Here is a 13,869-nt window from a genome sequence, read left to right on the forward strand (position 1 = left end):
TTTGAAAACAGATGGTAGCATCATGCTACCATCTGTTTTTTATTTAGTATCATCTTTCTCTTTCACAGCAGAAAGTACAGTTTGTTTTACCCATGATTTTCTTCGTTTATGTTGTAGACTCCATTGATATAAACTTTGCGCGCCTAAAATAAGTGAAATGACGATGCCGCTGATTGCTATTAAAAGTGCGAAAAATTCAAGTGGCGACGAGATTTTGTTTGAATCGGTGTTTCTTAAAAGATCGATCATAGTAAACCCTAACATTTGGCCTACTACAGAGTAGAGCGTTAAAATTAATAATAAAAGACTATCTTTTTTAGAGGCGACATTTTCTTGATATTTAAACAAACTGTCAAGATTTTGTTTTGCATTCGAGTATAGTACTTGAATATTAAATAGTTTTCTTAAGCGGAAGAAAATATCTTCACTCTGTGATTGGGATACTAACTCTAAAGAAAAGTAATTTGCTGTAAATGAATTGATTGAATAAATTAATTTCTCTATTTCATTTGTATCTTGTTCAATATTTAACTCGGCATAAGCGTTGGCCATCTTTAATAAAACAACTTTATGAAATAAGTTTAATAATAAAGCGTAATAAAACTCCCCGTACATTTGACCAGCGAGTTTAGCGATTGCTTGCTCACCTTCATTTGTTATACATGTAAAAATATGTTCTTCCATAACAAAGTAGCGATTAGGAGCCCATCTTTGATAAGAATGTTTTATTAAATAATCTTGAATATAAGGAACATTATTTGCGCTAATATAGGGCTTACCATCGTCTGTTAATCCGGAAAGGCTGGAAGTACGATAAACATCCACTTCATTCAGGTCCATATCTTCTTTTATAGATAATAACGTTTGTACATACATTCTTTGGTCTTCAAAGAAAGGAAAGGTTTGAAAGTAAGAGCTCCGCAATCTCTTTTTCTCAAAGAAGTCTGTTACACCGTGAAATAAATCACCGAATATAAGTTTTTCCACTTGTGAGTATTGTTTTCCGTTACATTCAATACAAATAGTCTCGTTTGTATCATTTTTAGTTTCAAGTACACGGAAGCGGGCGGCGAATTCGATTGCTTCTGATAATGTCATGTTTGGAGCGGTTTCTACTTCTGTCCGAATTGTTAAGAAGCCAAGCTCATAAGGGCAAAGTGTTACATCAATAGAATGAATCTTGAAGGGAACGGAAATAAGATTTGTTGTTAAATGTCCAGTTAAGTTAAGGTCTTTAGAATAGCGTTGTAATCCTTTTTGATGCTCTGAGTGAGGAAATAGAATTTTATTTGTAAATGAAAGATAGTATGCTTCCATATTTTGATGTGAAACTTGAAACTTTCCGTAGTATGTATTTTCATTTTCAAGATGATCGAGTCGAAAAGGGCGGAAATCATTTTTCTGTAAGAAAGGGAACATATTTTGTTCATATCCAGTTTTAAAAGAAAACGGGAATATAAATTGAAATATAGCTGTTGCTACATCTTTTTCCTCGATTGTTTGTATTGCCTCCATTTACATTGTTTCCTTTCCATATATGCTATAAAAACAACATACCCAAATTTATATGAAAATAACCACTGTTTAACACTCTATTAAGAATGAAAATTCAGCTTATTTAGTGGGGGGACAGGTATAATGTTATGTATACGAAAAGTTATAAAATTGTATTTTGAAAAGGGGGATGTTGTATGCGTATTTTAGTATTAGGAGCTGGTGGCGTCGGAGGCTTTTTTGGAGGGCGATTAGTAGAAAAGGGAGAAGATGTTACGTTTCTTGTTCGTAGTAAAAGAAAACAGCAATTAGAGGAAAGGGGACTTGTTATTCGTAGTGTCAATGGGGATTTTTCCTTCCAACCGAAATTAATAACGAAAGAAGATCGAACTTCTCCATTTGATGTCATTTTATTTTCAACAAAAGCGTATCACTTAAACGAGGCAATTCAAGATTTGAAGCCGTTTGTAGGTGAAAATACTGTCATCATTCCATTGTTAAATGGTATTGCTCCTGTATCACTATTACAAAAAGAATTTGGTGAAGAGAAAGTGATTGGCGGTCTATGCTTTATCGAGACGACGTTAAACGATCAAGGAGAAATTGTACAAACTAGCGCTGCCAACAGACTTCTGTTTGGAGAAATGAAGTTTCAAGATTCAGAGAGAATACAGCATATTGCTAAAGCATTTGCAGGTACGAAATCTAGTTTTGTTTTAAGTGAAAATATTACGCAAGATATGTGGCATAAATATTTATTTATTACTGTAATGTCAGGTGTGACAACATTAATGCGTGCACCGATAGGACCGATTCGCGAAAGTGAAGGTGGACGCGATTTTATCCAAAACTTATTTGAAGAATGTGTGCAAATCATGAGATCTATAGAAGCACCAGTTAAGGATGATATTGCTCAGGAACACATGAAAACAATTGATAAAATTTCGTATGATATGAAGTCATCGATGCAACGTGATATGGAAAAAGGTTCGTCCATTGAAGGCGAGCACTTACAAGGATACTTACTAGATTTAGCAGAACAATTTTCTATAGAAGCACCATTATTAGGGGCAGTATATCAAAATTTGAAAGTGTATGAAGAAATGACCTTTAACAGGTCAGCAATAGAATTGGATGTATGAAAAAATAAAAAAGAAAGCAATATATAAGTATATTGCTTTCTTTTTTATGACAAATTATTTATTTCTTTTCGTTCTATCTGTCAAATTTATTTCCTGTTCACGTTTACCGTATAATTGATTAATTTCATTTGCTAACGCATCTAAATAGGAATCGGAAAAAATAGGCTTCTTTTCTTTAGACATATGGGTCTCCTTTATCGATTTTTTAGTATTCATTATGTATATTTACTGGCGGATTATGCGCAATCATTTTAAATTTTTTCTTTTTCAAAATTTTTGTTTACATTTTGAAAATAAAGGAGTATTATAATCCACAGTTTCAATTTTCTAAATCGCTGAAACCGCATGGTGCGGGGGACCCGTTCTTATGGATTAATACTTAATCCAATGGGGTGAATCCTTGAAAAAGGTAGGGCTACTCATAGGCCCGAATCCGACAGCTAACCTCGTAAGCGTTATATTGAGAAGGAAGGTGGAGCTTGTGCGACAAAAAATATAATGTCTACAAGTCTATTTCGTTATGGCTTGTAGACATTTTTTGTTTTCTGAAGAAATAGTTTATCCGCTGTAACTAGCAGAAAAGTTCGTACAAAATTATTGGAGAGTGGACAGCAGTGGTTTCATCTATTAAAAGATTTTTAATTGGAAGACCGTTAAAATCAACTGAGCTTGGAGAACAAAAGCTTAATAAAACGAAGGCGCTAGCCATTTTATCTTCTGACGCATTGTCATCGGTCGCATACGGACCAGAGCAAATATTAATCGCATTAGCAGGTCTTGGAGCAATAGCTTATTGGTATTCTATTCCGATCGCTGTTGGGGTATTAGTATTATTGACAGCCCTTATTTTATCTTATCGCCAAATTATTTTTGCTTATCCGCATGGCGGGGGCGCATATGTTGTATCAAAAGAAAATTTAGGGATGAATCCAGGCTTAATTGCTGGAGGATCTTTATTAGTCGATTATATTTTAACGGTTGCGGTAAGTGTGTCTGCAGGTACAGATGCGCTAACATCTGCTTTTCCTAGTTTACATGCACATAATGTAATCATTGCGATTATATTTGTTATATTTATTACTATTTTAAATTTAAGAGGGGTAACGGAATCAGCTTCCGTTTTAGCATATCCTGTTTATTTATTCGTTTTAGCACTATTTATATTAATTGGTGTAGGGATATATAATATTTTAACGGGACACGTTTCACCGACTTTACACACGCCAATTGGAACGCCAGTTGCAGGAATTAGTTTGTTTTTACTGTTACGAGCATTTGCATCGGGTAGTTCGGCTTTAACAGGTGTAGAGGCGATCTCTAACGCAATTCCAAACTTTAAGGATCCTGCACCTAACAATGCAGCGAAAACATTGCTTGCAATGGGAGCATTACTTGCAGTGTTATTTTCAGGGATTGTTTTCTTAGCTTATTATTACGGAATTACTCCAAGTAAAGAAGTAACAGTTGTTTCTCAAATTGCTGAACAAACATTTGGACGTAATTTCATGTACTATTTCATACAAGGTACAACAGCTTTAATATTAATCCTTGCTGCTAACACAGGGTATTCTGCATTCCCGCTATTAGCAGTTAACCTTGCAAAAGACAAATTTATACCGAGAATGTTTACGATTAGAGGAGACCGCCTAGGTTACTCAAACGGTATTATTATACTTGGAATTGCTTCGATTATTTTAATTGTAGCTTTCCAAGGGCAAACAGAACATTTAATTCCGTTATATGCAGTAGGTGTATTTATTCCGTTTACACTCTCTCAAACGGGGATGGTATTAAAATGGCTTCGTGAAAAACCTGAAGGATGGGCTTTGAGATTAACGGTCAATTTAATTGGTGCAGTCATTAGTTTTATTGTAATGAGTATGTTCTTTTTAACTAAGTTCGCACAAGTTTGGTCAATCCTTATTTTCTTACCTGCCATCATCTTCTTGTTCCATAGAATTAAGACGCATTACGATGCAGTGGGTGATCAATTAAGTTTAAAAACTTGTGAGCCACTTGTTCCAATTGAGGGAAATGTAATTGTTGTTCCTGTAGCTGGTATGACGCATGTAGTAGAAAATTCATTGAACTATGCGAAGGCTCTTTCGGCAGATCAAGTTATTGCTGTATATGTTGCTTTTGACAGAGAAGAGGAAAAGAAATTTGAAGAGAAATGGAAGAAGTGGCAACCTGAAGTAAGGCTTGTTACCTTACATTCTCATTATAGAAGTATTATTCAGCCACTAACAAAGTTTATTGATACAGTACAATATAAAGCGAGTGAGTCAAATTACCGAGTTACTGTAGTTATACCACAGTTCATTCCGAAAAAAGGTTGGCATAACATTCTTCATAATCAGTCTAGTTTACTCATTCGTGCGTATTTACTCTATAAAAGAAATGTTGTTATTACGACAGTTCCATATCATTTGAAAAAGTAAGAAGATTTTTTAAGGATAGCTTTACGAAAGTGAAGCTATCCTTTTTGTGTATACACTATGCATAATTGCATATGGGTCTGGAAGTTATATTGATATAATTTTTTCGTCTATGAATAAGTAGAGGTTTTTGTTGTGATATATGGATATTTCAATTGAAAAAGTGAAGCGGATTATATTTTGAAATAAGGACAGGAAAGCTTGAAAATAAAGGGAATGAAAATACTTCTTTACGATAGATAAATAGCTGTGTTTAAATGACCTTACAGTACAAAACTTACATGAAAACAAAACGAAATTTCATAATTCTGTACGAAAATTATTTTAAAATGAATAGTATTTCCGTGTAATATATTCACTGTACAAATGTGGGAATGGTGTTGAGATAGAAAAATTATACAACCTTATTCATACTAACCACATATGAAAAGTTATGAAATGTTTTATAACAATAAGTAAGTACTGTAGCAATAAAAGTTGGGAGAGATGGTTCATACGTGAGTCACGATGAGAACGTTCTCTATTTTAACCATCTCAAACTATATGCAAGAAAACAGAATAATAAAATGCGATAGTAATAGTTGCTAATACATAGGAGGAGTTAAAGTGAAAAAGACTTTAATTACAGGGTTATTGGTTACAGCAGTATCTACGAGTTGTTTTGTTCCTGTAAGCGCTTACGCTAAAGAGGGGAAAACAGAAGTGAAAACAGTATATGCACAAAATGTAATTGCTCCAAATACATTATCCAATTCAATTAGAATGTTAGGGTCACAGTCACCACTTATACAAGCATACGGATTAGTTATTTTACAACAGCCAGACATTAAGGTGAATGCGATGAGTAGTTTGACGAATCATCAAAAGTTTGCAAAGGCAAATGTACGAGAGTGGATCGATGAATATAATCCGAAGCTAATCGACTTAAATCAAGAGATGATGAGATATAGTACTAGATTTAATAGTTATTATAGTAAGCTCTATGAACTAGCAGGAAACGTAAATGAAGATGAACAAGCAAAAGCAGATTTTACAAATGCATATGGAAAATTACAATTGCAAGTACAAAGCATCCAAGAGAGTATGGAGCAAGATTTATTAGAGTTAAATCGATTTAAAACGGTATTAGACAAAGATAGTAGCAACTTATCAATTAAAGCTGATGAAGCAATAAAAACACTACAAGGATCAAGTGGAGATATTGTGAAATTAAGAGAAGATATTAAAAGAATTCAAGGGGAAATTCAAGCGGAATTAACGACTATTTTGAATAGACCTCAAGAAATTATTAAAGGTTCTATTAATATCGGTAAACAAGTATTTACAATTACAAATCAAACTGCGCAAACGAAAACAATTGATTTTGTTTCTATCGGTACTTTAAGTAATGAAATTGTAAATGCTGCTGATAGTCAAACGAGGGAAGCAGCTCTTCGCATTCAGCAAAAGCAAAAAGAGTTATTACCACTTATTCAAAAGTTATCACAAACTGAAGCAGAGGCGACACAAATTACATTCGTTGAAGATCAAGTAAGTAGCTTTACAGAACTAATCGATCGTCAAATTACAACTTTAGAAACGTTATTAACGGATTGGAAAGTTCTAAACAATAATATGATCCAAATTCAAAAGAATGTTGAAGAAGGCGCATATACAGATAGTAGTTTACTGCAAAAACATTTCAATCAAATTAAAAAAGTAAGTGATGAAATGAATAAACAAACGAATCAATTTGAAGATTACGTTACAAACGTTGAAGTACATTAAGCAGAAAAATAATTAGCGATATAGGGAGAGAAGAAAAATGACAAAAAAACCTTATAAAGTAATGGCTCTATCAGCACTTATGGCAGTATTTGCAGCAGGAAACATTATGCCAGCTCATACGTATGCAGCTGAAAGTACAGTGAAACAAGCTCCAATTCATGCGGTAGCAAAAGCTTATAATGACTATGAAGAATACTCATTAGGACCAGAAGGCCTAAAAGATGCAATGGAAAGAACAGGTTCAAACGCTTTAGTAATGGATCTGTACGCTTTAACAATTATTAAACAAGGTAATGTTAACTTTGGTAATGTATCGTCTGTTGATGCGGCTTTAAAAGGGAAAGTAATTCAGCACCAGGATACAGCTAGAGGAAATGCGAAGCAATGGTTAGATGTATTAAAACCACAGCTTATTTCAACGAATCAAAATATTATTAATTACAATACGAAATTCCAAAACTATTATGATACGTTAGTTGCTGCGGTAGATGCAAAAGATAAAGCGACTCTTACGAAAGGTTTAACTAGATTATCAAGTAGTATTAATGAAAATAAAGCGCAAGTAGATCAGTTAGTAGAAGACTTGAAGAAATTCCGAAACAAAATGACGTCCGATACGCAAAACTTCAAGGGTGATGCAAATCAAATTACATCTATATTAGCTAGTCAAGATGCTGGAATTCCGCTTCTGCAAAATCAAATTACAACGTACAATGAAGCAATTAGTAAATATAATGCAATAATTATCGGCTCATCTGTTGCGACAGCACTAGGCCCAATTGCAATTATCGGTGGTGCAGCAGCTGTAGGCGGTGGTACAGCTGGAATCGTATTAGCGAAGAAAGAGCTTGATAATGCACAAGCTGAAATTCAAAAAATAACAGGACAAGTTACAACTGCTCAATTAGAAGTAGCTGGGTTAACGAACATTAAAACACAAACGGAGTATTTAACAAATACAATTGATACTGCAATTACAGCGTTACAAAACATTTCAAATCAATGGTACACAATGGGATCAAAATACAATTCTTTACTTCAAAATGTAGATTCAATTAGTCCAAACGACCTTGTTTTCATTAAAGAAGATTTAAACATTGCGAAAGATAGCTGGAAAAACATTAAAGACTATGCAGAAAAGATTTATGCTGAAGATATTAAAGTAGTAGATACGAAAAAAGCATAATTGGATACGAACCGTTAGAGCGTTAAGTATTGATGAATGATTTGAAGCTCCTGTTCAGTTGTGAGCAGGAGCTTTTTATACCCTTATAAAGAAAATAGGTGAAAAGTATGCAGAAACGATTTTATAAAAAATGTCTTTTAACGTTAATGATTGCTGGAGTGGCAACGAGTAACGCATTTCCTTTACATCCTTTTGCAGCAGAACAAAACGTAAAAACATTGCAAGAAAGTGCGGAAAATTATTCGCTAGGGCCAGCTGGATTCCAAGATGTTATGGCGCAAACGACATCGAGCATATTTGCAATGGATTCATATGCAAAATTAATTCAAAATCAGCAAGAGACTGATTTGAGTAAAATAAGTTCCATTAATAGTGAGTTTAAAGGAAATATGATTCAGCACCAAAGAGATGCAAAAATTAACGCAGCGTATTGGTTAAATTATATGAAGCCTCAAATTATGAAAACAGATCAAAATATTATTAATTACAATAATACTTTTCAAGCGTATTATAATAGCATGCTAGTAGCGATTGAACAAAAGGATAGTGGAAAATTAAAAGCGGATTTAGAAAAGTTGTATGCGGATATTGTAAAAAATCAAAATGAGGTAGATGTATTGTTAGGGGATTTGAAAGCTTTTCGCGATAGAATGGCGAAAGACACAAATAGTTTTAAAGAGGATACAAATCAATTAACAGCAATTTTAGCAAGTACGAATGCTGGCATTCCAGCTCTAGAGCAACAAATAAATACATATAACGATTCAATCAAAAAGAGTAATGATATGGTCATTGCTGGTGGCGTACTTTGCGTAGCACTAATAACATGTCTTGCTGGCGGACCGATGATTGCGATTGCGAAAAAAGATATCGCAAATGCAGAAAGAGAAATCTCCAATTTAAAAGATAGAATTTCTGGCGCACAAGCAGAAGTGGCAATATTGACAGATGTAAAAAATAAAACAACAAATATGACTGAAACAATTGATGCAGCAATTACAGCACTGCAAAATATATCAAATCAATGGTATACAGTAGGGGCAAAATATAATAATTTACTGCAAAACGTAAAAGGAATCAGCCCTGAAGAATTTACGTTTATAAAAGAAGATTTACATACAGCGAAAGATAGCTGGAAAGATGTAAAAGATTATACAGAAAAATTACATGAAGGCGTGGCGAAGTAAACAGTGGACTAGTTCTGCTGTTTATTTTTTTATCCTGTTTTTTGTGAGAGGTGGATTTGTAATTTGATAAATAAATTTGCCGTGTGTTTTATCAATGTAGCTTTGCGGTAATATTACTTCATGAATAAAAAAATGCCTATGTTCAAGGAGGATATTTTTACCCAAACCTCCGAAACAGGAGAATTAGCTTAATTCATTAGAAGGTTATACATCACAGAAGTTAATGTATAATGATGGTGATATTGGTATTATTCCGCAAGAAGTTAGAGACAAATTAGTCGGAAAAGAATTTAAATCATTTGATGATTTTAGAGAGGGATTTTGGAAAACACTTGCTGATTCAAGTTATGCTGGAGAATTTAGTCCTATGGATATAAAAAAGCTTATGAAAAACGGTAAGGCTCCTTACTCACCAAGAACGGAACATTATGGTAACCATAATAAATATATATTGCATCATAAACTGTATATTGATAAAGGTGGAGATGTCTATAATCTAATGATTGTATCTCCTAAAATACATCAAAATGTTTTAGATCCCGCATACCATTTCGGGAACAAAGGGTTATAAATTAAATGAAAGGATGAAAAATTTGATATGTAAATTGATGAAAACAGAACTGCTTGAGCTTGTAAAAAAAATTTATGATCTTGATTTACCTGAGGATGAACACAGTAACTATGTTCATCAATTTAATAACTCTGGTGTACCTCACCCTGCTCCAAGTGATTTGATTTTTTGGAATGATGAAGAATTGACTCCCGAAGAAGTAGTAGAAATAGCATGGAATTACAAATAAAAATAAAAGTGGGATAAAACAGCTCCTTTATGGGCCTGTATTATAACCAGAAAATCTATTTAAGATAGCGTTGCATATCCCCGGGGTACAGTTCAAGACGCTATAATTGGCGTCTTTTTTATTCATTAACTTACGTTTGAATGCAGTGCTCGAATTTTTTGCCAAAATCTTAAGTCTAATACATATCATAAAAACATTCAGTACTTATTTTGTTTATCTCTAAACCAAATTTTCAATGATTGTTTTAAATAAATATGAAGTTTTTAAAAGAAACGTACGTTCTTATTTAGGTTGATATGATATACTAATAATGTAAATATATTCCGTATTTCTGTATCTGAAATTTCAGACATACGAGAGAATGGTTATTATCATATATAAATGATATAACGATGAATTTATAAAAGAACTAGGGAGGCAGAGAAGATGGCAGTCAGTACATATCAGTTGTTTCAACATCTTAATATAACAGGGGAACAAGAAGAATTAGCGTTACGTTACTTGCAGACGAGAGATGAAGAAATTTTAAAGCATATAGAACAAACGACGATTCGTGACAATAAACGTAGTGATTTTGCTTGGCAGTTTATGAGTGATTTTAGGGAAACGTATAAGCAAGACGCATGTTTTTTTCGGTTATTTTATTACTTGCTTGAAGATCAACTGTTGAACGTTCTTCTCGTACGCTTTTCACATATGAGTTTTCTAGATATAAAAGTTTATTTTGAAAAAAGCGGTCTTGCATTTGATAGTCTTGTAGAATTGGCGTGTAAGTATTTAACAAATCTTTCCCGTTCTGTAAATGAAGCGGATGTTTTTCTTAGGGAATTAATAAGGGAGAATCCAAAGTACATAGAAGAGAAGTTGCAAGTTATAACAGGTCGACCAAAGATGGTTTTGCTTCTGCATATGCTAGATGCAGATTATGAGAGATTTCTTACGTACAGTTCTTTATTGGAGGAAGAGCTGCAAGAGCATGCGGAGTTTATATTGAAACTGGATGGGGCACAAGAGAAGATAGAATTGGCGAAAAGATACGTTCAAGGTGAATCTGATAGTGAAGTTTCTGTTGGTTCATCTTTACCTGATGTAACCTGGCACCTATTATTTCGTGTTTATCAGCATTCAAATGTGGCAAGACGATATATTGACTTGTTAGCGAAACGTTCTGTTAAAAATTTTATGGATTATGCAACGGATCATGTGTGTCATGTTCTTGATCAGTTTGGAAATCATGTAAGAACAAGGGGTTTTGATAAACAAGCGTATGAAACCAGTCTAAACTTGTGCGAACAATTCGGTGTTTCAGAGGAAAGGTTTTTTGCATATCGTCTTACATGGCGTCATTTAGGCGTCTTTAACTCCGACAAAGTATATGAATATCAATTATTGCTTCGTATGGTGGAAGAACAGCCAGAATTTGTTCAGTGTACGCTGCAATATTTAAGTCAAAGTCATTATCTTTTCGTGGTGATGCTTTTGGCGGAAAAAGGATACGAATTTAATCGAAACAGATTACGTGAAGAATTTTTAACGATTGCCCTTGAGTCCGAATCATCTGACATACGCGATACATATCGTGACTATTTAGTTGGCAAATTATCATTTGAAGATATGAAGCAAGTGCTTGAGAGTTCAAAGCAGCAAAATAATTACCGAGGAATGTCTGTTTTAGCAATTGCACTCCTTTGGGATATAGAGGAAGCGGTAAAGAGGGAAGCAGCACTCAAACTTCAATTTGGAAATGACTATAATTATAAATTATATGAACTTCTGCAACAGTATTCTCATAAGGAAGGTTCGCTTGAACGAATGTTGGAAGATCTTCTATCCTACGGTTTATCGAAGGAGAAACTTGTTTATTATTCAGTTAAACAAGCTGCTCGGCACAGTGAGGAGGAAAGTAAGGCAAAAGAAGCACTCGTTCGTTTATTTGTAAAAGAACAGGCATATGTGACAGGAGTATTTACTGAGTATCCTGTAGATGAACGGATTTTCATTTTGGATGAGCTAGCAAAGTATGATGGGGTTAAAACGCGTGCTCTTCTTATTCAAAGTCTTGGAGATTCCTCTAAAAAAGTACGTACTGCCGCAGTCGAGTTTCTTACAAAAGATGTGGAAGCTGCAGATGATGTAGCGAAGGAATTGAATAGTAGAAAGAAAGTCGTACGCGAAAATGTAATGCAAACACTTTTAAACTATAAATCTGAAAAATATACACAACTTGTGCAAGAAGCTTTGCAAGAAAAGAAAAATGCTTCCTTGATGGAGAAGTTTGCTCCGCTGCTTGGCGATGGAGACCTAGAAGGAGTATCAGGAAGTATCGAAGCTTTTTGTACACGTATTTTAACACCACAAAAAAGAAACGCACTCGTGCAGTGGCTCGGATTTGAACCACAAATTCGTCTTCGTGATTCCGATGTAATTGCGGATGCAACGCTTCCGCTTGCTTATTTTCAGCAGTATGTATCGGAGTCTGTAATTGAGAAAAAGGAAGCGGTGGAAGTGATAGGTGCAGCTTTAAATGAACAAGATTTGAAAGGAAATATACAAGCAATCTATCAGCTGTGGATTTCTCAAGGAGCGGAGGCGAAAAAGCGCGGTATTCTTTCGATGTATAGCGTTCATAGTGATGATGAAATGGCGCTACTGCTCAAAAAGCAGATTGATGAGTGGGCTGTTGGCATGCGCGGAGCTATCGCTGCAGCAGCTGTTCAGGCGTTGGCGTTGTCTTCGTCGCATCTTGCACTTATGACGATTAATACTATAGCATTCAAATATAAACATAAACAGGTGCGTAATGCTGCGAAAGAAGCGTTGAGTCTCGCTGCTAAAACACGTGGTATAACAGAAGAAGAACTAGAGGATCAGCTTGTTCCGGACCTTGGTTTTAATAAACGCGGTGAAAAGACAATTGATTACGGAAGTAGGATGTTTACTGCCTATTTAACGCCCAACCTGAAAATCGAGTTAAAAACAGAAGAAGGAAAACGAATAAAGTCGCTTCCGAAACCAAATGCAAAAGATCATGTGGAAAAAGCAGAAGAGGCTAAGGTGGAGTTATCATCTATAAAGAAACAGCTTCGAAGTATCATTAGTATGCAAACGCAACGTCTTGAAATGGCACTTTCTCTTAATCGTTATTGGTCGCAACATACATGGAAGTCTTTGTTTGTGGAAAATCCAATTATGCAGCAATTTGCTATCTCACTTATTTGGGGCGAGTATAAGGAAGGAAAGTTGCTTGCGACTTTTCGTTATATGGAAGACGGCACATTCAATACGGTTGACGAAGAAGAGCATGAACTTGCGCCAGACACTGTTATCGGTCTAATCCATCCGCTAGAATTTTCCAAAGAGGAAAGGGAATTATGGAAGGAACAATTAGAAGATTATGAGGTTATCCAACCATTCCCGCAAATTGTTCGCGAAGTATTTCTGGCGGCGGAAGATGAGAAAGTAACTGTGGAAAGGTTTGGGGGCATTCAAATCAATGGTCGGTCGCTGTTTGGTAAGTTAACGAAGTACGGTTGGAATCGCGGATCAGTTGAAGACGCTGGTGTGTATTATTCTTTCTATAAAGAAGACGCTCGCACAGGATTAGGGGCGGAGCTTGCATTTGAAGGTGCACCTGTTGGATATGAAGAAGAGGACGATGTATGCTTATTTGAAATTCAATTTTATAAAGCAGGCACAGTGAGCCGCGGTTCATACTCCTATGACGAAGTTGATGATGCGAGACGCATTGTGCCAAATCAAGTACCTAAACGATTTTTTAGCGAAATTTTATATGATATAAAACGGACGACAGAATCGAACCTTGGCCATGATGAAAACTGGCGCAGTAAGCGATAA

At 34.9% G+C, this 13,869-nt stretch carries 9 protein-coding genes, 1 pseudogene and 1 riboswitch; of the genes and pseudogenes, 8 read left to right on the plus strand and 2 right to left on the minus strand.

Going from position 1 to position 13,869, the window contains the following annotated elements; all coding sequences use genetic code 11:
- Positions 1-39 precede the first annotated feature (39 nt).
- Positions 40-1,515 (minus strand): hypothetical protein, encoded by a 1,476-nt coding sequence (locus tag QCI41_RS27900; protein ID WP_353836117.1) that lies wholly within the window; start codon positions 1,513-1,515, stop codon positions 40-42.
- Positions 1,516-1,691: 176 nt separating this feature from the next.
- Between QCI41_RS27900 and panE the strand changes: the two genes are divergently transcribed.
- On the plus strand, positions 1,692-2,636 hold the full coding sequence (gene panE, locus QCI41_RS27905) for a 2-dehydropantoate 2-reductase (protein WP_353836116.1): 945 nt from the start codon (positions 1,692-1,694) through the stop codon (positions 2,634-2,636).
- Between the two features lie 54 nt (positions 2,637-2,690).
- Here panE and QCI41_RS27910 read toward each other — a convergent pair whose 3' ends face one another.
- Positions 2,691-2,819, minus strand: coding sequence for a hypothetical protein (locus tag QCI41_RS27910; RefSeq protein WP_000031869.1), 129 nt, complete (start codon positions 2,817-2,819; stop codon positions 2,691-2,693).
- Between the two features lie 140 nt (positions 2,820-2,959).
- Positions 2,960-3,106: riboswitch (cyclic di-AMP (ydaO/yuaA leader) on the plus strand.
- 144 nt (positions 3,107-3,250) lie between these two features.
- On the opposite strand from QCI41_RS27910, the gene QCI41_RS27915 reads away from it, so the two are divergent.
- From QCI41_RS27915 to QCI41_RS27945, 7 genes and pseudogenes are all read left to right on the plus strand, one after another.
- Complete coding sequence (locus QCI41_RS27915) at positions 3,251-5,077, plus strand: APC family permease (protein WP_353836115.1); 1,827 nt, start codon at positions 3,251-3,253, stop codon at positions 5,075-5,077.
- Between the two features lie 603 nt (positions 5,078-5,680).
- Positions 5,681-6,841: a non-hemolytic enterotoxin NHE subunit A gene (nheA, locus tag QCI41_RS27920; protein WP_353836114.1), complete on the plus strand. Its 1,161-nt coding sequence runs from the start codon at positions 5,681-5,683 to the stop codon at positions 6,839-6,841.
- Between the two features lie 37 nt (positions 6,842-6,878).
- Entirely contained in the window at positions 6,879-8,027 is a 1,149-nt protein-coding gene (nheB, locus tag QCI41_RS27925) for a non-hemolytic enterotoxin NHE subunit B (protein ID WP_353836113.1), read from the plus strand.
- A gap of 107 nt (positions 8,028-8,134) precedes the next feature.
- Positions 8,135-9,214, plus strand: coding sequence for a non-hemolytic enterotoxin NHE subunit C (gene nheC / locus QCI41_RS27930; protein ID WP_061673168.1), 1,080 nt, complete (start codon positions 8,135-8,137; stop codon positions 9,212-9,214).
- Between the two features lie 208 nt (positions 9,215-9,422).
- Positions 9,423-9,785 (plus strand): annotated as a pseudogene (locus QCI41_RS27935) (WXG100 family type VII secretion target); the annotation flags it as partial.
- 22 nt (positions 9,786-9,807) lie between these two features.
- Positions 9,808-10,014, plus strand: a complete 207-nt coding sequence (locus QCI41_RS27940) for a bacteriocin immunity protein (protein WP_353836112.1) — start codon at positions 9,808-9,810, stop codon at positions 10,012-10,014.
- A gap of 426 nt (positions 10,015-10,440) precedes the next feature.
- The gene (locus tag QCI41_RS27945) at positions 10,441-13,869 is read left to right on the plus strand and encodes a DUF4132 domain-containing protein (RefSeq protein WP_353836111.1); all 3,429 of its coding nucleotides are present in this window, start codon (positions 10,441-10,443) and stop codon (positions 13,867-13,869) included.

Source organism: Bacillus cereus group sp. MG4 (genome assembly GCF_040460055.1).
Taxonomy (GTDB): domain Bacteria; phylum Bacillota; class Bacilli; order Bacillales; family Bacillaceae_G; genus Bacillus_A; species Bacillus_A wiedmannii.

Coding starts and splice junctions, on each gene's coding strand:
- QCI41_RS27900 (WP_353836117.1), bottom strand. CDS start 1,515: ATGGAGGCAATACAAACAATCGAGGAAAAAGATGTAGCAACAGCTATA.
- panE (WP_353836116.1), top strand. CDS start 1,692: ATGCGTATTTTAGTATTAGGAGCTGGTGGCGTCGGAGGCTTTTTTGGA.
- QCI41_RS27910 (WP_000031869.1), bottom strand. CDS start 2,819: ATGTCTAAAGAAAAGAAGCCTATTTTTTCCGATTCCTATTTAGATGCG.
- nheB (WP_353836113.1), top strand. CDS start 6,879: ATGACAAAAAAACCTTATAAAGTAATGGCTCTATCAGCACTTATGGCA.
- nheC (WP_061673168.1), top strand. CDS start 8,135: ATGCAGAAACGATTTTATAAAAAATGTCTTTTAACGTTAATGATTGCT.
- QCI41_RS27945 (WP_353836111.1), top strand. CDS start 10,441: ATGGCAGTCAGTACATATCAGTTGTTTCAACATCTTAATATAACAGGG.